This is a genomic window from Streptomyces sp. NPDC050625 (genome assembly GCF_040654755.1).
GTDB lineage: Bacteria > Actinomycetota > Actinomycetes > Streptomycetales > Streptomycetaceae > Streptomyces.
Map to the genome: position 1 here is coordinate 118,361 of NZ_JBFAIQ010000007.1, position 20,064 is coordinate 138,424.

At 70.5% G+C, this 20,064-nt stretch carries 17 protein-coding genes; 11 read left to right on the forward strand and 6 right to left on the reverse strand.

The features are described from left to right. Nucleotides 1-126: 126 nt before the first annotated feature. The 6 genes from AB0I54_RS18545 to AB0I54_RS18570 all read left to right on the forward strand — a co-directional run bounded on the left by AB0I54_RS18545 (nucleotide 127) and on the right by AB0I54_RS18570 (nucleotide 6,025). Entirely contained in the window at nucleotides 127-1,320 is a 1,194-nt protein-coding gene (locus tag AB0I54_RS18545) for a TraR/DksA family transcriptional regulator (RefSeq protein WP_363297060.1), read from the forward strand. A gap of 67 nt (nucleotides 1,321-1,387) precedes the next feature. Further along, nucleotides 1,388-2,011 carry a signal peptidase II gene (gene lspA / locus AB0I54_RS18550; RefSeq protein WP_363297061.1) on the forward strand — a complete coding sequence of 208 codons (624 nt, stop codon included), beginning with the start codon at nucleotides 1,388-1,390 and terminating at the stop codon, nucleotides 2,009-2,011. A gap of 52 nt (nucleotides 2,012-2,063) precedes the next feature. Beyond that, the gene (locus AB0I54_RS18555) at nucleotides 2,064-3,008 is read left to right on the forward strand and encodes an RluA family pseudouridine synthase (RefSeq protein ID WP_363297062.1); all 945 of its coding nucleotides are present in this window, start codon (nucleotides 2,064-2,066) and stop codon (nucleotides 3,006-3,008) included. Next, on the forward strand, nucleotides 3,005-3,472 hold the full coding sequence (locus AB0I54_RS18560; RefSeq protein WP_363297063.1) for a GNAT family N-acetyltransferase: 468 nt from the start codon (nucleotides 3,005-3,007) through the stop codon (nucleotides 3,470-3,472). The genes AB0I54_RS18555 and AB0I54_RS18560 overlap by 4 nt, the downstream gene beginning before the upstream one ends. Nucleotides 3,473-3,559: 87 nt before the next feature. Continuing rightward, complete coding sequence (locus AB0I54_RS18565; RefSeq protein ID WP_363297064.1) at nucleotides 3,560-5,146, forward strand: Na+/H+ antiporter; 1,587 nt, start codon at nucleotides 3,560-3,562, stop codon at nucleotides 5,144-5,146. Between the two features lie 138 nt (nucleotides 5,147-5,284). Next, the gene (locus AB0I54_RS18570; RefSeq protein WP_363297065.1) at nucleotides 5,285-6,025 is read left to right on the forward strand and encodes an SDR family oxidoreductase; all 741 of its coding nucleotides are present in this window, start codon (nucleotides 5,285-5,287) and stop codon (nucleotides 6,023-6,025) included. 48 nt (nucleotides 6,026-6,073) lie between these two features. Here AB0I54_RS18570 and AB0I54_RS18575 read toward each other — a convergent pair whose 3' ends face one another. Further along, complete coding sequence (locus tag AB0I54_RS18575; RefSeq protein ID WP_363297066.1) at nucleotides 6,074-7,177, reverse strand: mechanosensitive ion channel domain-containing protein; 1,104 nt, start codon at nucleotides 7,175-7,177, stop codon at nucleotides 6,074-6,076. Between the two features lie 107 nt (nucleotides 7,178-7,284). Here AB0I54_RS18575 and AB0I54_RS18580 point away from each other — a divergent pair, with 107 nt between their 5' ends. Beyond that, nucleotides 7,285-7,854: a dienelactone hydrolase family protein gene (locus AB0I54_RS18580; protein ID WP_363297067.1), complete on the forward strand. Its 570-nt coding sequence runs from the start codon at nucleotides 7,285-7,287 to the stop codon at nucleotides 7,852-7,854. Between the two features lie 7 nt (nucleotides 7,855-7,861). Here AB0I54_RS18580 and AB0I54_RS18585 read toward each other — a convergent pair whose 3' ends face one another. From AB0I54_RS18585 to AB0I54_RS18600, 4 genes are all read right to left on the reverse strand, one after another. Further along, a complete protein-coding gene (locus tag AB0I54_RS18585) occupies nucleotides 7,862-9,532 on the reverse strand; it encodes an alkaline phosphatase D family protein (protein WP_363297068.1) in 1,671 nt (556 codons plus the stop codon). A 104-nt stretch (nucleotides 9,533-9,636) separates the two neighbouring features. Beyond that, on the reverse strand, nucleotides 9,637-10,455 hold the full coding sequence (locus AB0I54_RS18590; protein ID WP_363297069.1) for a thioredoxin domain-containing protein: 819 nt from the start codon (nucleotides 10,453-10,455) through the stop codon (nucleotides 9,637-9,639). An 80-nt stretch (nucleotides 10,456-10,535) separates the two neighbouring features. Further along, nucleotides 10,536-11,231, reverse strand: a complete 696-nt coding sequence (locus AB0I54_RS18595) for a hypothetical protein (RefSeq protein ID WP_363297070.1) — start codon at nucleotides 11,229-11,231, stop codon at nucleotides 10,536-10,538. 67 nt (nucleotides 11,232-11,298) lie between these two features. After that, nucleotides 11,299-12,624 (reverse strand): DUF2252 domain-containing protein, encoded by a 1,326-nt coding sequence (locus AB0I54_RS18600; RefSeq protein WP_363297071.1) that lies wholly within the window; start codon nucleotides 12,622-12,624, stop codon nucleotides 11,299-11,301. A 212-nt stretch (nucleotides 12,625-12,836) separates the two neighbouring features. Here AB0I54_RS18600 and dnaE point away from each other — a divergent pair, with 212 nt between their 5' ends. Then, nucleotides 12,837-16,376 carry a DNA polymerase III subunit alpha gene (gene dnaE, locus AB0I54_RS18605; protein WP_363297073.1) on the forward strand — a complete coding sequence of 1,180 codons (3,540 nt, stop codon included), beginning with the start codon at nucleotides 12,837-12,839 and terminating at the stop codon, nucleotides 16,374-16,376. Nucleotides 16,377-16,463: 87 nt separating this feature from the next. Here the strand turns inward: dnaE and AB0I54_RS18610 are convergent, their stop codons facing one another. Beyond that, entirely contained in the window at nucleotides 16,464-16,643 is a 180-nt protein-coding gene (locus tag AB0I54_RS18610) for a hypothetical protein (protein WP_316753730.1), read from the reverse strand. 224 nt (nucleotides 16,644-16,867) lie between these two features. Here AB0I54_RS18610 and AB0I54_RS18615 point away from each other — a divergent pair, with 224 nt between their 5' ends. The 3 genes from AB0I54_RS18615 (at nucleotide 16,868) to AB0I54_RS18625 (ending at nucleotide 20,049) form a co-directional block, all read left to right on the forward strand. Continuing rightward, nucleotides 16,868-18,085, forward strand: a complete 1,218-nt coding sequence (locus tag AB0I54_RS18615; RefSeq protein ID WP_363297074.1) for an NYN domain-containing protein — start codon at nucleotides 16,868-16,870, stop codon at nucleotides 18,083-18,085. Nucleotides 18,086-18,189: 104 nt separating this feature from the next. After that, the gene (locus AB0I54_RS18620) at nucleotides 18,190-19,164 is read left to right on the forward strand and encodes an ABC transporter ATP-binding protein (RefSeq protein WP_363297427.1); all 975 of its coding nucleotides are present in this window, start codon (nucleotides 18,190-18,192) and stop codon (nucleotides 19,162-19,164) included. Between the two features lie 63 nt (nucleotides 19,165-19,227). Then, nucleotides 19,228-20,049 carry an ABC transporter permease gene (locus AB0I54_RS18625; protein ID WP_363297075.1) on the forward strand — a complete coding sequence of 274 codons (822 nt, stop codon included), beginning with the start codon at nucleotides 19,228-19,230 and terminating at the stop codon, nucleotides 20,047-20,049. Nucleotides 20,050-20,064 lie beyond the last annotated feature (15 nt).

Here is a 20,064-nt window from a genome sequence, read left to right on the forward strand (position 1 = left end):
CCTGCTGCGCGGGGGGCGCGGGGCGGGCGAATCGGGCGGCGTGCCCCGTTGCCGCGGGACTCAAGTCGATTTATCGTCCCAGCACGATTCGCGTGCAAGATCACAAAATGTGAAGGGGCCGCGGCCATGGTGGTGAAACAGACCGCCGTACAGCAGTCGGCGTCCGGCAGGTCCAGGGGCGCGGCGGCCTCCGGCAGCGCGGATGCCTCCGGCGGTACGGCCAAGGGCATAGGGGGGAAGAAGAGCACGCAGAAGGGCACCGCTGCGCGGACCGCGAACTCCGTGAAGCCGGTGAAGCCGGTCAAGGCCGTGCGGTCGGCCGGTGCCGAGGAGACCGTCGTGAAGAAGGCGGTCGAGGGGGAGGGGGGCGGGAGACGAGCGGGCAAGAAGGCGGCGACCGGGACGGCGGTCACCGAGCAGGGGGCGACCAAGAAGGCTGCTTCGAAGCAGGCCGCCTCCAAGAAGGCCGCCGCTAAGAAGTCTGCCGCGAAGAAGCCCGCTGCCAAGAAGGTGACCGTGAAGACGTCGATTGCGGAACAGACGGCTGCTGAGGAGACGACCGGCGCCGGCACGAGGACGGCAGCCAAGAGGGCCGCCACCTCGAAGAAGAAGGCCGCCGGGAAGACGGCCGCGGAGAAGAAGGTCGCCGAGAAGAAGACCGCAGAGAAGGCGGAGAAGAAGGGGGCCGCCAAGAAGACCGTCGGGAAGAAGGCGGTCGCGGGGAAGGCGGGTGCCGGGAAGGCCGCCGACTCCGGAAAGGCTGTCGCCAAGGGGGCGGCCAAGAAGAGCACGGCCAAGAAGGCGGGCGCGGCGCGGGCCGCGAAGCAGACGGGAGCCACGACAGTGGTTGCGAAGAAGACTCCTGGCACGGCCACGGCGGCGAAGACCGCCGTCCCCAAGGCGCGGGTTGCCGCGGTGGAGCCCGGCGAGCTCGCGGTGCGCCCGGGCGAGGACCCCTGGACGAAGGAGGAGGTCGAGGAGGCACGCGCCGAGCTGCTGTCCGAGGAGGCGCGGCTGCGCGCCGAGATCACCAACTCCGAGGAGTCGATCGTCGGCCTGATGCGGGACTCCGGTGACGGCGCGGGCGACGACCAGGCGGACACCGGCACCAAGAACATCACGCGTGAGCACGAGATGGCCCTGGCCGCCAACGCGCGCGAGATGCTCGTCCAGACCGAGCGCGCCCTGGAACGCCTGGACGCGGGCACCTACGGCCTGTGCGAGAACTGCGGCAACCCCATCGGCAAGGCCCGGATGCAGGCCTTCCCGCGCGCCACCCTGTGCGTGGAGTGCAAGCAGAAGCAGGAACGCCGCTACTGAGCGCGGGGGTCGTCCGAGGCGTGCCGTAGTCTCGTCCTCAGTCAGGCACCTAGGTTGAGGGACTCACGTGGCAGAGGCGGAGCGCATCATCGGTACGCCGGACACCCCGGACGACGGAGGCGAGCAGGCGGCAGCGGCCGACGCGCCCGCAGTCCCCGGTGCGTCCGGCGCGGACGAGCGGGGGACCGTGGCCGAGCGGCCCCGGGGCAAGCGCCGGATCGCCGTGCTGTTCGCGGTGGCCGCCTTCGCGTACGCCCTCGACCTGGCCAGCAAGATGCTCGTGGTCGCGAGGCTGGAGCACCACGCGCCGATCAAGCTCGTCGGTGACTGGCTGGAGCTCAACGCCCTGCGCAACCCCGGCGCGGCCTTCGGCGTCGGGCAGGCCTTCACGATCATCTTCACGGTGATCGCGGCCGCCGTGATCGTGGTGATCATCCGTCTCGCCCGCAAGCTCTACAGCCTGCCCTGGGCGATCGCGCTCGGTCTGCTGCTCGGCGGTGCGCTCGGCAACCTCACCGACCGGATCTTCCGTTCGCCGGGACTCTTCGAGGGCGAGGTCGTCGACTTCATCGCGCCGAAGGGCTTCGCGGTCTTCAACCTGGCCGACTCGGCGATCGTCTGCGGCGGCATCCTGATCGTGCTGCTGTCCTTCCGCGGTCTGGACCCGGACGGCACCGTCCACAAGGACTGAGGCCGCGGGACTCTCGTACGGGGCTGTCTCACCCGTCCGGCATACTCGACGGGTGAGCACGATTCCCGAGATCCGTACCCTGCCCGTGCCCGACGGCCTGGAGGGCGAGCGCGTCGACGCCGCCATCTCCCGCATGTTCGGCTTCTCCCGTACGAAGGCGGCGGAGCTCGCCGCGGCAGGCAAGGTGCAGGTCGACGGCTCGGTGGTCGGCAAGTCCGAGCGGGTGCGCGGCGGCGCCTGGCTGGAGGTCGAGATGCCGCAGGCGCCCGCACCGGTGCAGGTCGTGGCCGAGCCGGTCGAGGGCATGGAGATCGTGCACGACGACGATGACGTGGTCGTGATCGTCAAGCCGGTCGGCGTCGCCGCGCACCCGTCGCCGGGCTGGAGCGGACCGACCGTGATCGGCGGCCTGGCCGCCGCCGGCTACCGGATCTCCACCTCGGGCGCCGCGGAGCGCCAGGGCATCGTGCACCGCCTCGACGTCGGCACCTCCGGCCTGATGGTGGTCGCCAAGTCCGAGTACGCGTACACGTCGCTCAAGCGCCAGTTCAAGGAGCGCACGGTCGACAAGCGCTACCACACGCTCGTCCAGGGCCACCCCGACCCGACCAGCGGCACCATCGACGCCCCCATCGGCCGCCACCCCCACCACGACTACAAGTGGGCGGTCACGGCCGACGGCAAGCCCTCCGTGACCCACTACGACCTCATCGAGGCCTTCCGTGCCGCCTCCCTGCTCGACGTGAAGCTGGAGACCGGCCGCACCCATCAGATCCGCGTCCACATGGCCGCCCACCGCCACCCCTGCGTCGGCGATCTGACCTACGGCGCCGACCCGACCCTCGCCAAGCGTCTGCGCCTCACCCGCCAGTGGCTGCACGCCGTCCGGCTCGGCTTCGAGCACCCCGGGGACGGGCAGTGGGTCGAGTTCGAGTGCGACTACCCCGAGGACCTTCAGCAGGCCCTGGACCAGGTCCGCGAGGAGACCTGGGCATGAGCGCCCCCTACACCGTGCGGATCGCCGAGGACCTCACCGACCGCGAGGCGTGCTTCGCGGTGCGCAAGGAGGTCTTCGTCGTCGAGCAGCGCGTCCCGCAGGACATCGAGTACGACGAGTACGACGCCGTGGCCGTGCATGTGCTGGCGGTCCGGGAGGACGGCGTGCCGCTCGGCACCGGGCGGCTGCTGTTCGGCGAGGCGGCCGCTTCGAAGACCGGCGGCGACCCGTCGGTGGGCTCCCTGGGACGGCTCGCGGTCGCGCGGGAGGCGCGCGGGCTGGGCGTCGGCGTCGCGCTCGTACGGGCCATCGAGGAGGCGGCACGCGCGCGTGGCCTGACGGCGCTGGACCTGCACGCCCAGACGCACGCGCTGGGCTTCTACGAGCGGCTGGGGTACGAGGCGTACGGCCCGGAGTACCCGGAGGCGGGGATCCCGCACCGGGCGATGCGGCGCTCCCTGTAGCGGCCGGGCCGCCGACAGGCCGGTGCCGAGGCGGCCGTGGCAGGCTTGAGGCCTGCCGCGTGATCGTCGACTCCCGGAGCGCCGCCCGTGGATCAGTTGGCCCTGTTGTTCGTGTTGCTGCTGGGGGCCCTGGTGAGCGTGCCGGTGGGGGACCGGCTGGGACTGCCCGCTCCGGTGCTCATGACGCTGCTCGGCATCGCCCTCGCCGTGGCCGACTTCGTGCCGAACGTGGACTTCCCGCCCGAGCTGATCCTGCCACTGCTGCTGCCGCCCCTGCTGTACGCGGCGGTGAGACGGACCTCGTGGCGGCAGTTCGCGGCCAACAAACGGCCGATCTTCCTGCTGGCCGTGGCCCTCGTGTTCGTCACCACGGCGAGCGTGGCCGCCGTCGCCGGGGCGATCGTGCCGGGGCTGTCGATGGCCGCCGCCGTGGCGCTGGGCGCGCTGGTGGCCCCGCCCGACCCGGTCGCCGCCACCGCCGTCGCGGGGCAGCTCGGGCTGCCGCGCCGACTGGTGTCGATGCTGGAGGGCGAGGGGCTGTTCAACGACGTCACGGCGATCGTGCTCTACCACGTGGCGATCGCCGCCGTCGTCAGCGGCAGCTTCTCGCCGTGGCGGGCCGGTCTCGACCTCGTGCTGTCCGCGGTGGTCGCCGTGGCCGTGGGGCTCGCGCTGGGCTGGGGCGCGAACCAGCTGTTCGACCTGCTGGGGGACCCGACCCTGCAGATCGGCCTGACCCTGCTGGTGCCGTACGCGTCCTATGTGCTCGCGGAGGAACTGCACGGGTCCGGGGTGCTCGCCGTGCTCACCACCGCGCTGTTCCTCGCCGAGTACGCCCTGGGCGCCGACGACGTGATGACACGGCTCGCCGGGCACACGTTCTGGGACATCGTGGACACGCTCGTCACCGGCGTGGCGTTCGGGCTGATCGGCCTGGAGCTGCACAACGCGATCCGGACCGCGTCCGGGCGGTGGGGCGAGATGCTGGGCTGGGCGGGCACCGTCGTGGCCGTGGTGGTGTTCGTACGGCTGGTGTGGCTGCTCCCCGCCACCTGGCTGACCAAGCGGCTGCACGCCAAGCGGGACTACGACGAGGACATCCCGATGAGCTGGCGGGAGACGGTCGTCATGTGGTGGTCGGGGATGCGCGGGGTGGCGACGGTGGCCCTTGCGCTGGCCATCCCGCTGAAGACCGATGACGGCTCCGCCTTCCCCGACCGGGACGAGATCGTGTTCATCGCGTTCGGGGTGATCATGGCGACGCTGGTGCTGCAGGGGCTGACCCTGCCGTGGCTGGTGAAGCGGCTGGGCGTGCGGGCCGACAGCGAGCGGGAGAAGGAGTTCGAGAAGCAGCTGGCCGTACGGGCGGCGAAGGCGGCCAAACGCCGGCTCCGGGAGATCGAGCAGGTCGAGGACCTTTCGGAGGACCTGTCGGAGCAGATGCTGCGCAGCGCCTTCGACATCGGGGCGCGGATCAGCCCGGACATGGGTGAGGAGGAGCGGCGGGAGGCCCACCAGCAGCGGGTCCGGCGGCTGAAGCGGGTGCGGCGGATCCAGGGGGAGATGCTGAGCGCGGCGCGGCACGAGGTGCTGGCGGCGCGCAGCGAGCCGGGGGCGGATCCGGAGATCGTGGACCGGGTGCTTCGGCATCTGGATGTGCGAAGCCTGCGCTGAGGGCGCACGACGCGAGGCGTCCATGTGACGGCCGCACACACGACGCGATGGCGGTCAGACGCGACGGCGGTCATACGAACACACGGCGACTGTGGACATCCGGAGGCCGAGTCGTCGCGCCGCTCTTACTCTCGGATCATGGCTCGCAACATTGTGATCAGTGGTGGCGGTACGGGGATCGGGCTCGCGACGGCACGGGTCTTCGCGGCGGACGGGGACCGGGTGCTGCTGCTCGGGCGGCGCGCGGAGGTGCTGGAGAAGGCCGGGGTGCCCGGGGCACTCACCCGTGCGGCCGACCTCGGCGACCCGGCGGACGTGCGGGGCGTGGCCCGGTTCGTCGCCGACGAACTGGGCACCGTGGACGTGCTCGTGCACAGCGCCGGGGGCAACGGGGGACTGGAACCGGGGCCTGGGACCGACGATCCGCTCGACGCCCTCGCACACGCCTGGGGCATCAACTTCCGGCTCAACACCCTCACCGCCGTGCTGCTCACGGAGGCGCTCAAGGACCGGCTGGCCGACCCGGGAGGCCGGGTGCTGTTCCTGAGCTCCATAGCCGCCTTCCGCGGCTCGGGCAGCGGGGCCTACGCCGCATCCAAGGCCGCCCTCCACCCCTACGCCCATGACCTGGCCCGGGAGCTGGGGCCGCGCGGTGTCACCGTGAACGTGGTGGCGCCGGGCTATGTCGAGGACACCGACTTCTTCGGCGGGCCGATCGAGGAGGCGCGACGGGAGCGGCTCGTCGCCGAGACGTCCACCGGCCGGGCCGGCACCCCCGGGGACGTCGCCGCCACCCTGCACTGGCTGGCCTCCCCGCTGGCCGGGCACATCACCTCGCAGATCATCCAGGTCAACGGGGGTGCCGAACGAGGTCACTGACAGCAGCGGATCCGATGAAGGAGGGGTTCACCGGGGTTCACCGTGGGGTCACCCCCGGCCGGTCCGCGGCGGCTCGTGCGCCCGGCGCGCCGAGCCGTCGGGGGAGGGCACACCACCCGGCGGCAGGACCGCGTCCGCGGTGTTGACCCGGGGCAGCGCGTACGGATGCTCCGCGCACAGCCAGCGGATCATCTGCTCGCGGACCGTGACCCGCACGGTCCACACGTCGTCCGCGTCCTTGGCCGTCACCAGCGCGCGTACCTGCAGGGTGTTCGGTGTGGAGTCGGTGACCGCGAGCCCGTAGTCACGGCCGTCCCAGGCCGGGCACTCGCGCAGCAGGTCCCGGAGCTTCTCGCGCATCGCCTCGACGGGCGCCGAGTGGTCGAGGTGCCAGAAGACGATCCCGGTCATCTGCGGGGTGCCGCGGGACCAGTTCTCGAAGGGTTTGGAGGTGAAGTACGACACGGGCATGGTGATCCGGCGCTCGTCCCAGGTGCGTACGGTCAGGAAGGTCAGCGTGATCTCCTCGACCGTGCCCCACTCGCCGTCCACCACGACGGTGTCGCCGAGCCGCACCATGTCGCCGAAGGCGATCTGCAGCCCCGCGAACATGTTGGCGAGCGTGGACTGTGCGGCGACACCGGCGACGATGCCCAGGATGCCGGCGGAGGCCAGCAGCGAGGCACCGGCCGCGCGCATCGCGGGGAACGTCAGCAGCATCGCGGCCACGGCGACCACCCCGACGACCGCCGAGACCACACGCATGATCAGCGACACCTGGGTACGGACCCGGCGCAGCCGGGCCGGGTCGCGGTGCGCGCGGGCGTAGCGGCTGTAGGAGGTTTCGACGATCGCCGCCGTGATGCGCACCACCAGCCAGGCCGCCGACCCGATCAGCACCAGGGTCAGCGCCCGGCCGATGCCGACGCGGTGCGCCAGAAGCAGTTCCGCCTGGTCGTAGGAGCCTCTGAGCAGGGCCGCGCACAGCACCAGTTGGTAGGGGACGCGGGCGCGGCGCAGCAGACCCCACAGAGGCGTCTCGCTGTGCCGTTCGTCGGCCTTGCGCAGCAGCAGATCCGTGGCCCACCCGATCAGCACGGTCAGGACGACGGCGCCGCCGACCACGATCAGAGGGCGCAGTACGTTCTCCATGCCTCCGAACGTAACCGGCACCGGGCGGTCACGAACATGTGTGTTCGGGAGCTGGACGGGAAGGGCCGTGGTCCGGGGCTGTCGCGGTCGGCTGGCACGATGGCCTCATGAACATCATGCTCTTTCACTCGACCTATGGCCTTGGGCCCGCGGTGCGCGCGGCGGCGGACCGTCTGCGGGCCGCGGGGCACGAGGTGTGGACGCCGGACCTCTTCGAGGGGCGCACGTTTCGGACGGTCGAGGAGGGCATGGCCTTCAAGGAGGAGATCGGCAAGGACGAGTTGCTGAAGCGGGCCGTCCTGGCGGCGGCGCCCTACTCGGAGCGGGGGCTGGTGTACGCCGGGTTCTCGCTGGGCGCCTCCGTCGCCCAGACCCTGGCCCTCGGCGACGACAAGGCGCGCGGACTGCTGCTCCTGCACGGCACGTCGGACATCGCGCCGAACGCCTCGGTGGACGAGCTGCCGGTCCAGTTGCACGTGGCCGAGCCGGACCCGTTCGAGACGGACGACTGGCTGAGCGCCTGGTATCTGCAGATGGGCAGGGCGGGTGCCGATGTGGAGGTCTACAGATACGCCGGGGCGGGCCATCTCTACACCGACCCGGACCTCCCGGACTACGACGAGGAGGCCGCCGAGGCCACCTGGCGGGTGGCGCTCGGCTTCCTCGCGTCGCTCTAGCGGGCCGTTACACCGGGTCGTAGGTCCGCTCGACCTTCTGTGTGCCGGTGCGTGTCCGGTACGAACGCACCCAGGACGAGGTGGCGTTGGCGTTGGTGCGGTCGGACAGGACGTAGTAGTCCATCTGCGCGCGGTCGGCGGTGATGTCCAGGACGCCGTAGCCGTGGCGGTCGGTGTCGACCCAGTGGACGTGCCGGTTGGCGGCGCGGATGATCGGCGAGGCGATCGCGGAGACGGTGCCCTCGGGGACCTTGACGATGTCGTCGAGGTTGTCGGAGGTGACCGAGGTGACCACGAACTCCGTGGCGGCCGAGGCCGACAGCGGGTAGGTGCCCGCGTCCACCGGCACATCGTTGGCCCACGCCATGTGGATGTCACCGGTCAGGAAGACGGTGTTGCGGATGGCGTTGGAGCGCAGGTGGGCCAGCAGCTCGCGGCGGTCGTCGGTGTAGCCGTCCCACTGGTCGGTGTTGGCGGCGATGCCCTCCTGCGGCAGCCCGAGCAGCTTGGCGAGCGGCTTGAGCAGGTCGGCGGAGAGGGAGCCGAAGGAGAACGGCGAGATCATCACCGAGTTGCCGACCAGCCGCCACGTGGTGTCGGAGGCCTTCAGACCGGCCTTCAGCCAGTCGAGCTGTGCGCGGCCAGTGATGGTGCGGTCGGGGTCGTCGACCGAGCCGCTGGCCGTGGTCGCCTGCTGCGAGCGGAAGGAGCGCAGGTCGAGCAGGGACAGGTCGGCGAGCTTGCCGAAGCGCAGCCGGCGGTAGGTGGTGCCCGCGATGGCGGGGCGGACCGGCATCCACTCGAAGTAGGCCTGCTTGGCGGCCTTCTGACGGTCGGTCCAGGCGCCCTCGGCGCCCTCGGTGTGGTTGACCGCGCCGCCCGACCAGGCGTTGTCGGCGAACTCGTGGTCGTCCCAGATCGCGACGACCGGCGCCTTGAGGTGCAGGGCCTGCAGATCCGGGTCGGTCTTGTACTTGCCGTGCCGGGTGCGGTAGTCGGCCAGGGTGAGGATCTCGTTCGCCGGCGCGTGCGGGCGGACGACGGTGCCGCGGGCGGCGTACTCGCCGGACTTGTACTCGTAGATGTAGTCGCCCAGGTGCATCCAGGCGTCGAGGTCGTTGCGGGCGGCCAGGTGGCGGTACGCGGAGAAGTAGCCCGCCTCCCAGTTGGCGCAGGAGACCACGCCGAAGCGCAGGCCCGGCACGGCCGCGTCCGCCGCCGGCGCGGTGCGGGTGCGCGCCACCGGGGAGTCGGTACCGCCCGCCGTGAAACGGAACCAGTAGTCGGTGGCCGGGGCCAGGCCGCGTATGTCCGCCTTGACGGTGTGGTCGGAGGCGGCGGTCGCGGTGGTGGAGCCCCTGGCGACGATGTTCGTGAGCGACTTGTCGGTGGCGACGACCCAGCTCACCCCGGTGTCCGGGCCGAGCCCGGAGCCGGGTACCGCGTCGGCGGTGGGGGTCACACGGGTCCACAGCAGGATGCCGTCGGGCAGCGGGTCACCGGAGGCGACGCCGTGCAGGAAGGCGGGGGCGTCCGTGGCGGCGCGCGCCGGCAGGGCGGCGGCGAGCGGTCCGGCCAGGACAGCGGTCGCCGCCGCGGCCTTGACGACCGTACGGCGGCGGGGCGAGAGGGAGTTGAGGCGCTTGGCCGCCTCGGATGGCTTGTATGGACTAGTCACGACCGATCAGGTTACTGATCGGTACGCGCAAGAGCGGGCGAACTTCCAAAGTTCGCCCGCTCTTCATGCGGTGATTAGGTTCCGACGGATCGTCAGGAAGATCGTCAGCCCTTCAGGGCCGCGTCCACCACCCTGTTGAAATCGGCCACCGACATGGGCGGGTTGCCCTGGTTGTCGGCGGTGAGCTTCTTGCCGTCCATGACGAAGCTCGGGGTGCCCGACACGCCGTCCTTGTTGTCGTCGAAGGTCTTCGACATGGCCATCGCCCAGGCGTCGTAGGTGCCCTTCTTGACCGCGTCCTGGAACTTCGCGTTGCCCTTCAGCGCCGGCACGGTGTCGGCGATCTTGATGAGGTAGCTGTCGTCCTTGAACTTGTCGGTCGTCTCCTCCGGGTGCCACTTCGCGGAGTACATCGCGGTCTTGTACTCGAGGAACGCCTCGGGGCTGACGTTGAGCGCGGCACCCAGTGCGCTGAGCGCGTTCTTGGAGCCCACGCCGTTGTCGTGCCCGTCGAGGAACGTGCCGCTGATGAACTGGAGCTTGAACTTGCCGTCGTCGATGTCCTTCTTCACGGTCGAACCGACGGCCTGCTCGAACGAGGCACACACCGGGCAGCGCGGGTCCTCGTAGACCTTGAGGGTCTTCTTGGCGGTGTCCTTGCCGATGAGGACCGTGGTGCCGTTCGTGCCCGTGGTGTTGGCGGGGGCGACGACCTTGGCGTCCTTCATGCCCTCCCAGTAGCTGGGCTTGTTGCCCTGGACGACGGCGTAGCCTATGCCGCCCGCCGCGGCCAGTACGGCCACCACCGAGCAGGCCACGATGACCTGCCGCTTGACCTTGGCGCGCTTGGCCTGCTTCTCGCGCTCCAGACGCAGCCGCTCCCGGGCCGCGTTCTTCGCCGCCTGGCTGTTCCGCTTGCTCATGTTGGTGATCTCCATATGGGACGCGCATGTGTCGTGCGCGGGATACGTGTGGGGGACTGCTTGTGCTCAACTGCCGTCGCTCAGGCGAGGGCCAGTGAGCGGGAGCAGGAGCACGGCGGTCCGCGCCGTCCCAGGGAGTGCACGAGGAGCAGATCGCGGGCGGTGGCCCTGCGCGGCGCGGGGCGCGGCAGCCGGCGTACCGCGGCCGGCCGTACCGTCACCGCGGCCACCGCCAGCAGCAGCGGCCGGAAGGTGGTCGCGGCCACCGCGCGCAGGAGCTGGGTCAGAGCCCGCTCGCCCCGTCGCAGCCAGGCGGCGGCCAGGAGGCCGACGCCGATGTGCGCCGCGAGCAGCAGCCAGGCCGCGGCCGGGTCGGCGTGCGCGAGCAGCGCGGAGGCGTGGCCGGGGCCGCCGGTCACCTGGGCCAGCGGCGTGCCCACGGCGCCGCCACCACACAGCACGTCCAGGCCGACCGCGCGCAGCGGCCCGGCGACCGGGCCGCCCGCCCTGCCGTAGCACTCGTGCTGGCCGGTGGTGAACACCGTGTCGGCGGCCAGTTCCAGCGGGACCAGCAGCGCCGCGATGCGGCCGAAGCCGCGCTCGCGGCCCGCCAGCGTGTACGCGGTGAGGAACACTCCGGCGGCGACCGCCGCCACGGTCGTCAGCGGCAGCGGGGCCCGGGACAGCAGGACGTGCGACGCGGTGCTGAGCGTCACGACGAAGGCCGTGAACAGCGCCGCGCGCACGGCTCTGAGCTGAGTCCCGGATATGTCCATAGCGCTGGAGAGTCTGTCACGTACTGAGGTAAGAGACCCCTAAAGGGGGCCTGTGGATCCGGGAAGGTTACAGGCCCGGAATCCGGCCGTTGCGGAACAGGTCCACGAAGATCTGGTGATCGGCACGCGCGCGTGCGCCGTAGCTGTGCGCGAAGTCCGACAGCAGGCCCGCGAAGCCCTCCTCGTCGGCCGCGATCGCCGCGTCGATGGCCCGCTCCGTGGAGAACGGCACCAGGGACTCGCCGGAGGTGTCGTCCGCCGCCGCGTGCATGGTGGCGGTGGCCCGGCCCAGGTCGGCGACCACGGCCGCGATCTCCTCCGGGTCGTCGATGTCGCCCCAGTCCAGGTCCACGGCGTACGGCGAGACCTCGGCGACCAGCTGGCCCGCGCCGTCCAGCTCGGTCCAGCCCAGCCATGGGTCCGCGTGCGCCTGCAGGGCGCGCTGCGAGATCACCGTGCGGTGGCCCTCGTGCTGGAAGTACTCCGCGATCGCCGGGTCCGTGATGTGCCGGGAGACGGCCGGGGTCTGGGCCTGCTTGATGTAGATCACGACGTCGTTCTCCAGGGCGTCGCTGTGGCCCTCCAGGAGGATGTTGTACGACGGCAGCCCGGCCGAGCCGATGCCGATGCCGCGGCGGCCCACGACGTCCTTGACCCGGTAGGAGTCCGGGCGGTCCAGGGACGTCTCCGGCAGCGTCTCCAGATAGCCGTCGAACGCGGCGAGCACCTTGTAGCGGGTGGCCGCGTCCAGTTCGATGGAGCCGCCGCCCGGCGCGAAGCGGCGCTCGAAGTCGCGGATCTCGGTCATCGAGTCAAGCAGCCCGAAGCGGGTCAGCGAGCGGGCGTCACGCAGCGCGTCGAGGAGGGGACCCTGCGCGGTGTCCAGCGTGAACGGCGGCACCTCGTCGCGCTTGGCGCCGGTCGCCAGCGCGTGGACGCGCTCGCGGTACGCGCCCGCGTACACCTGCACCAGCTCGGTGATCTGCTCGTCGCTGAGCGCCTTCGCGTAGCCGATCAGCGCGATGGAGGCGGCGAAGCGCTTCAGGTCCCAGGTGAAGGGGCCGACGTACGCCTCGTCGAAGTCGTTGACGTTGAAGACCAGGCGGCCGTTCGAGTCCATGTACGTGCCGAAGTTCTCCGCGTGCAGGTCGCCGTGGATCCACACGCGCGAGGTGCGCTCGTCCAGGTACGGACCGCCGCGCTTCTCCGCGTCGAGGTCGTGGTAGAAGAGGGCCGCCGTGCCCCGGTAGAACGCGAAGGCCGAGGCCGCCATCTTCCGGAACTTCACGCGGAACGCGGCCGGGTCGGCGGCCAGGAGCTGGCCGAAGGCGGTGTCGAAGACGGCGAGGATCTCCTCGCCGCGCTGCTCGTCGTTGAGCTGGGGTACCGACATCGCTGGGTGCCTCCTGGTACAGGTGATGCGTGACGTATGGGGCGGACGGGACATCCGTCCGGGTGGGCCTTCCGAACTGTCCCAACGGACGAAGGTACGCGGGAGTGCCCATCCTGTGTCAGTGCCGGGGCATAGACTTCGACGCTGTCCCCCAGACTGTCCGCAGCCGGTCGGAAGATCGTCGACGCCTGTTTTCCTCGGAGGCCGAAACCGTGTCAAAGCCGCCCTTCACGCACCTGCACGTCCACACCCAGTACTCGCTGCTGGACGGTGCCGCGCGGCTCAAGGACATGTTCAACGCCTGCAACGAGATGGGCATGACGCACATCGCCATGTCCGACCACGGCAACCTCCACGGGGCGTACGACTTCTTCCACAGCGCGAAGAAGGCCGGAGTCACCCCGATCATCGGGATCGAGGCCTATGTCGCGCCCGAGTCCCGGCGCAACAAGCGCAAGATCCAGTGGGGCCAGCCGCACCAGAAGCGCGACGACGTCTCCGGTTCCGGTGGTTACACCCACAAGACGATGTGGGCCGTGAACAGCACGGGTCTGCACAACCTCTTCCGGCTCTCCTCGGACGCCTACGCAGAGGGCTGGCTCCAGAAGTGGCCCCGGATGGACAAGGAGACCATCGCCCAGTGGTCCGAGGGGATCGTGGCCTCCACCGGCTGCCCCTCCGGCGAGCTCCAGACGCGGCTGCGCCTCGGGCAGTACGACGAGGCACTGAAGGCCGCCGCCGACTACCAGGACATCTTCGGCAAGGACCGCTACTTCCTGGAGCTGATGGACCACGGCATCGAGATCGAGCACCGGGTCCGCGACGGCCTCCTCGACATCGGCAAGAAGCTCGGCATCCCGCCGCTGGTGACGAACGACTCGCACTACACGTACGCGCACGAGGCGACCGCCCACGACGCCCTGCTGTGCATCCAGACCGGCAAGAACCTCTCCGACCCTGACCGCTTCAAGTTCGACGGCACCGGCTACTACCTGAAGTCCACGGACGAGATGTACGCCATCGACTCCTCGGACGCCTGGCAGGAGGGCTGCGCCAACACGCTCCTCGTGGCCGAGATGGTCGACACCACCGGCATGTTCGAGGCCAGGAACCTCATGCCGAAGTTCGACATCCCGGACGGGTACACCGAGGTCACCTGGTTCAAGGAGGAGGTCCGCCGGGGCATGGACCGCCGTTTCCCCGGCGGCGTCCCGGAGGACCGGCAGAAGCAGGTCGAGTACGAGATGGACGTCATCATCCAGATGGGGTTCCCGGGCTACTTCCTCGTGGTCGCCGACTTCATCATGTGGGCCAAGAACAACGGCATCGCGGTGGGCCCCGGCCGAGGCTCCGCGGCCGGCTCGATCGTCGCCTACGCCATGGGCATCACCGACCTCGACCCGATCCCGCACGGCCTGATCTTCGAGCGGTTCCTCAACCCCGAGCGCGTCTCCATGCCCGATGTCGACATCGACTTCGACGAGCGCAGGCGCGTCGAGGTGATCAGGTACGTGACCGAGAAGTACGGCGCCGACAAAGTCGCCATGATCGGCACCTACGGCAAGATCAAGGCCAAGAACGCGATCAAGGACTCCGCGCGCGTGCTGGGCTACCCGTACGCCATGGGCGACCGGCTCACCAAGGCGATGCCCGCCGACGTCCTCGGCAAGGGAATCGATCTGAACGGCATCACCGACCCCTCGCACCCGCGCTACAGCGAGGCGGGCGAGATCCGCGGGATGTACGAGAACGAGCCGGACGTGAAGAAGGTCATCGACACCGCCAAGGGCGTCGAGGGCCTGGTCCGGCAGATGGGTGTGCACGCGGCCGGCGTGATCATGTCCAGCGAGACCATCACCGAGCACGTCCCCGTGTGGGTGCGGCACACCGACGGCGTGACCATCACGCAGTGGGACTACCCGAGCTGTGAGTCGCTCGGCCTGCTGAAGATGGACTTCCTGGGCCTGCGCAACCTCACGATCATGGACGACGCCGTCAAGATGGTGAAGTCCAACAAGGGGGTCGACATCGACCTCCTGAGCCTCCCGCTCGACGACCCCACGACCTTCGAGCTGCTCCAGCGCGGCGACACCCTCGGCGTCTTCCAGTTCGACGGCGGCCCCATGCGCTCCCTGCTGCGCCTGATGAAGCCCGACAACTTCGAAGACATCTCCGCCGTGTCGGCGCTGTACCGCCCGGGCCCGATGGGCATGGACTCGCACACCAACTACGCGCTGCGCAAGAACAAGCTCCAGGAGATCACCCCGATCCACAAGGAGCTGGAGGAGCCCCTCGAAGAGGTCCTGGCCGTCACCTACGGCCTGATCGTCTACCAGGAGCAGGTGCAGAAGGCCGCCCAGATCATCGCCGGCTACTCCCTCGGCGAGGCCGACATCCTCCGCCGCGTGATGGGCAAGAAGAAGCCCGACGAACTGGCCAAGAACTTCACCATCTTCCAGGCCGGCGCCCAGAAGAACGGCTACAGCGACGAGGCCATCCAGGCCCTGTGGGACGTGCTGGTCCCGTTCGCCGGCTACGCCTTCAACAAGGCGCACTCGGCCGCGTACGGCCTCGTCTCCTACTGGACCGCCTACCTCAAGGCGAACCACCCCGCCGAGTACATGGCCGCGCTCCTCACCTCCGTCAAGGACGACAAGGACAAGTCGGCGATCTACCTCAACGAGTGCCGCCGCATGGGCATCAAGGTGCTCCCGCCGAACGTCAACGAGTCGGTGCACAACTTCGCGGCCCAGGGCGACGACGTGATCCTCTTCGGCCTCGAAGCGGTGCGCAACGTCGGCACCAACGTGGTCGAGTCGATCATCAAGAGCCGCAAGGCGAAGGGCAAGTACGCCTCCTTCCCCGACTACCTCGACAAGGTCGAGGCGGTCGCGTGCAACAAGCGCACCACGGAATCCCTGATCAAGGCCGGCGCCTTCGACACCATGGGACACACCCGCAAGGGCCTCACCGCGCAGTACGAGCCGATGATCGACAACGTGGTCGCGGTCAAGCGCAAGGAGGCCGAGGGGCAGTTCGACCTCTTCGGAGGGATGGGCGAGGAGGAGAGCAGCGAGCCCGGCTTCGGACTCGACGTGCAGTTCACCGACGAGGAGTGGGACAAGACCTATCTGCTCGCCCAGGAGCGGGAGATGCTCGGTCTGTACGTCTCCGACCACCCGCTCTTCGGCCTGGAGCACGTGCTGTCCGACAAGGCCGACGCGGGCATCGCCCAGCTCACCGGAGGTGAGCACGCGGACGGCGCGGTCGTCACCATCGGCGGCATCATCTCGGGCCTGCAGCGCAAGATGACCAAGCAGGGCAACGCCTGGGCGATCGCCACGGTGGAGGACCTCGCGGGTTCCATCGAGTGCATGTTCTTCCCGGCGACGTACCAGCTCATCTCGACCCAACTTGTCGAGGACGCGGTCGTGTTCGTCAAGGGCCGGCTCGACAAGCGGGAGGACGTGCCACGGCTCGTCGCGATGGAGCTGATGGTCCCGGACCTGTCCAACGCGGGCACCAACGCCCCCGTGATCCTGACCATCCCGGCCACCAGGGTCACCCCGCCCATGGTCAGCCGCCTCGGTGAGATCCTCAGTCACCACAAGGGCGACAGCGAGGTCCGCATCAGGCTCCAGGGCCCGCGCAAGACGACGGTCCTGCGCCTCGACCGGCACCGGGTGAAGCCCGATCCGGCCCTGTTCGGGGACCTGAAGGTGCTGCTCGGCCCGTCCTGTCTGGCGGGCTGAGCGTCCGGCCCGGGACAGACATGACGGAGGGGCGTACCCGGCAGCGGGTACGCCCCTCGTCAGTACCTGGGCTCAACAGCCCTTGATTCAGTTGTGGCCGAAGCTCTTCTTCTGCTTACGGGCAACATCAGCGGGGCTGCCCTGGATGTTCGCCGCCGGGGACTCGTGCGCCTCCGTCGACGTCCGCTGCGCCTGCTCGCGGGCCTGCTCTGCCTGCGACGCGCGGGTCTGCTGGCCGCCCTGCTTGCGGTTCTTGTTCTTGGCCATGGTGATCTGCCTCCTGTGGGGGATCTAGGGGCCAGGGCCGGAATCAGATTCACATAGCCTGACAAGAGGCGCATGTCGGATAATTACCGTCTGTAACAGGGTTGGTCGGCGAACGAGGCCCCGAAACGCCACGCCGAAGATCGAGTTCGGGCCGTTAACCCCCGCGCAGTCGGGCAGACTCGAATCAGGCCCGAAGCAAACCTCCGGGGAAGAGGGTGAGTCGTGTGGACCGATGCATCGTCCTGGTGGACGCCGGGTATCTGCTGGGGGCCGCAGCCAGCCTCCTCGCCGGAGAACCCTCCCGCTCCCGCATCACCGTCGACCACACCGCGCTCATCCAGGCGCTGCGCGAGCGCGCCGAGGCCGACACCGAGCGGCCGCTGCTGCGCATCTACTGGTTCGACGGCGCCCCCGACCGCGTCCCCCAGCCGGAGCACCGCAGGCTGCGCGTGATGCCCCGGGTCACCGTCCGGCTCGGCGCCCTGACCCGCAGCGACGGACGCTGGGCGCAGAAGGGCGTGGACGCCGCCATGCACGCCGAGCTGACCGAACTGGCCCGCAACCGCGCCTGCTCCGACGTCGTCCTCGTCACCGGCGACGGCGACCTGCTGCCCGGCATGATGGCAGCCAAGGAGCACGGCGTCGCCGTCCATCTGTGGGCCGTACAGGCCGCCGACGGCGACTACAACCAGTCCGAGGACCTGGTCGCCGAGGCCGACGAACGGCGTGTCCTGGACCGTACGTGGATCACCAAGGCCGTACGCGCCAAGGAGCTCACCGGTATCTGCGCGCCGCCGCCCGCGCCCCGCCCCGAGATCGCCGCGATCCTCTCCGCGCCGCTGCCCGAGTCCTCCCTCGCTCCGGCTGCCGAGCGGCCACCGGAGGAGGGCGAACACGCGCCCGCCGCCGCGGTCTCGGAGAACGGCAGCCAGGAGCGGGTGCCGGCCAAGGGCGTGCCCACCCCCAAGGACCTCGCCGCGCTGCGCGCTCCCGGCGCCCAGCCCGCTCAGCACCCGGCGACCGCGACCCTGCGCTGGTCCTCCGACAAGGGCTGGGTGGACCGGCCGGGCGTGGCCGCGGAGCCGGCCGAGGCCGCCTCCATGCCGATGCTGGCCCAGCTGACCACCGCCGAGCAGCGGTGGGCCGACCGGGAGGAGGACATCACCACGGTCGGCGGCGACCCGTACGAGGTGGGACAGGTCTTCGCCCGGCGGTGGATCTCCCGGCTGAGCGACCAGAGCCATCTGCAGAAGCTGTCCGGCATGTATCCGCGCATCCCGCACCGCATCGACGGCGAGCTGCTGCGCTACGCCGCCCGCTTCGGGCTGCTGGCCCACAAGGACGACCAGATCGACGAGCACGACCGTTACGCCATCCGGGCGGGCTTCTGGCGGGAGATCGACGTCCCCACGGCCGCGGAGCATGCGCCCGCTGGAGAATGAATGGAGGTAGGAGGCCCCAAGGGCGAGTAGAGGTCCCGGACCCCGTACTCTCGTGCTTTGTGAACACGCGCTCGGCACAGGCTCCACGGCATTCCGGTGACGTCGTGTGCGCGGTGCGCGGGCTGACCAAGACCTACGCGGCCGTACGCGGACGGCGCGGGGCGCCGGACGCACCCGAGGTGCGGGCCACCGACGGGGTGGAGCTGGACGTCCGGCGCGGTGAAATCTTCGGACTGCTCGGGCCGAACGGGGCCGGCAAGTCCACCCTCGTACGCCAGCTGACCGGGCTGATGCGGCCCGACGCCGGCAGCGTCGAGATCCTCGGCCACGACATCGTGCGCCACCCGGAGCGGGCCTCGCGCATCCTCGCCTACCTCGGCCAGGAATCCACCGCCCTCGACGAGCTGACGGTCTCCCTCGCCGTGGAGACCACCGCACGGCTGCGCGGACTGGACCTCGGGCGGGCGCGGGCCGAGCGGGACGCCGTGCTCGACGAGCTGGGGCTCACCCCGATCGCCGGGCGGGCGCTGAAGAAGCTGTCCGGCGGGCAGCGGCGGCTCGCCTGCTTCGCCACCGCGCTGGTCGGGGAGCGGCCGCTGCTCGTGCTCGACGAGCCGACCACCGGCATGGACCCGGTGGCCCGGCGCGCCGTGTGGACGGCCGTCGACCGGCGGCGCGCCGAGCGCGGTACGACCGTGCTGCTGGTCACCCACAACGTCATCGAGGCCGAGACCGTGCTCGACCGGGTCGCCGTCCTCGACAGGGGCCGGGTCATCGCCTGCGACACCCCGGCCGGGCTCAAGGAGCGGGTCGACGGCGAGGTGCGCGTCGAGCTGGTGTGGCGGGAGCGGGCGCCCCTGGAGGTGCCCGAGGTCGCCCGGCTGCGGGAGCGGGCCGTGGAGGCCGGCCGCCGCTGGACGCTGCGGCTGGCTCCCGAGGAGGCTCGCGCCGCCGTCGCCACGGTGACCGGCGGGGCCGCGTTCGCCGCCCTGGACGACTTCACGCTCGCCACGCCCAGCCTGGAGGACGTGTATCTGGCGCTCGGTGGCGCCGCACGGCAGGGGCTGGTGAAGGCGTGAGCGGTGGAGAGCCGTATGCGGATGGGACGGCGTGAGATCCATGGCGGAGAGGAGCGGTTCCAGGTGAGTGTCGTACCCGCCGAGGTTCTGCAGGGCAGTGCCGTGGCCGTGAAGGACACGGCGAAGGGCGCGGCCGAACTCGCGCCGGCCGCCCGGCTGTGGCCGTCACTGGCGGCCGTGTACCGGGCGCAGCTGTCCCGCGCGCGGGTGGCGCGGATCCCGCTGCTGTTCGTGGCGACCTTCCAGTCGGTCGGCATCATGATCATGATGCGCGGGGTGGTGGACAACCGCGTCGAGGCCCAGTCCGTGGTGGCGGGCGCGTCGGTCGTGGTCGTGGCGTACGTCGCGCTGAACCTGCTCGCCCAGTACTTCGGACAGCTGCGGGCCGGCGGCGGGCTCGACCACTACGCGACGCTGCCGGTGCCACCCGCGGCGGTGGTGCTCGGAGCGGCGGGGGCGTACGCGTCCTTCACCGTGCCGGGAACGCTGGTGACGGCCGGGTTCGGCTGTGTGCTCTTCGGGCTGCCGCTGACCAACCTCTGGATCCTGGCGGCCGTGATCCCGCTCGCGGGCGCCGCGCTCGCCGGGCTCGGCGCCGCCTTCGGGCTGCTCTCGTCACGGCCCGAACTGGCCACACTGCTCGGTCAGTTGGGCATGTCGGCGGCGCTGCTGCTCGGGGTGCTGCCGCCCGACCGGATGCCGGAGCTCGTGCGGCTGGCCCGGGACCTGCTGCCCTCCACGTACGGCGTGGAGGCCTACGCGCGGACCTTCGGGGCGCATCCCGACTGGGCGTTCGTCGTCGCTGACCTGGGCGTGTGCGCCGCCGTCGGGGTCGTCTCGCTGGCCGTCGCCACCTGGGCGTACCGGCGGGCTGCCGTCCGATGACGCGCCGCACGGGCC

What these genes read in the sequence shown, in the direction of transcription:
- AB0I54_RS18545 (WP_363297060.1), top strand. Translation starts at nt 127, where the DNA reads ATGGTGGTGAAACAGACCGCCGTACAGCAGTCGGCGTCCGGCAGGTCC.
- AB0I54_RS18590 (WP_363297069.1), bottom strand. Translation starts at nt 10,455, where the DNA reads ATGAGCAAGCGGAACAGCCAGGCGGCGAAGAACGCGGCCCGGGAGCGG.
- AB0I54_RS18610 (WP_316753730.1), bottom strand. Translation starts at nt 16,643, where the DNA reads ATGGCCAAGAACAAGAACCGCAAGCAGGGCGGCCAGCAGACCCGCGCG.
- AB0I54_RS18600 (WP_363297071.1), bottom strand. Translation starts at nt 12,624, where the DNA reads ATGTCGGTACCCCAGCTCAACGACGAGCAGCGCGGCGAGGAGATCCTC.
- AB0I54_RS18580 (WP_363297067.1), top strand. Translation starts at nt 7,285, where the DNA reads ATGAACATCATGCTCTTTCACTCGACCTATGGCCTTGGGCCCGCGGTG.
- AB0I54_RS18575 (WP_363297066.1), bottom strand. Translation starts at nt 7,177, where the DNA reads ATGGAGAACGTACTGCGCCCTCTGATCGTGGTCGGCGGCGCCGTCGTC.
- AB0I54_RS18570 (WP_363297065.1), top strand. Translation starts at nt 5,285, where the DNA reads ATGGCTCGCAACATTGTGATCAGTGGTGGCGGTACGGGGATCGGGCTC.
- AB0I54_RS18560 (WP_363297063.1), top strand. Translation starts at nt 3,005, where the DNA reads ATGAGCGCCCCCTACACCGTGCGGATCGCCGAGGACCTCACCGACCGC.
- AB0I54_RS18595 (WP_363297070.1), bottom strand. Translation starts at nt 11,231, where the DNA reads ATGGACATATCCGGGACTCAGCTCAGAGCCGTGCGCGCGGCGCTGTTC.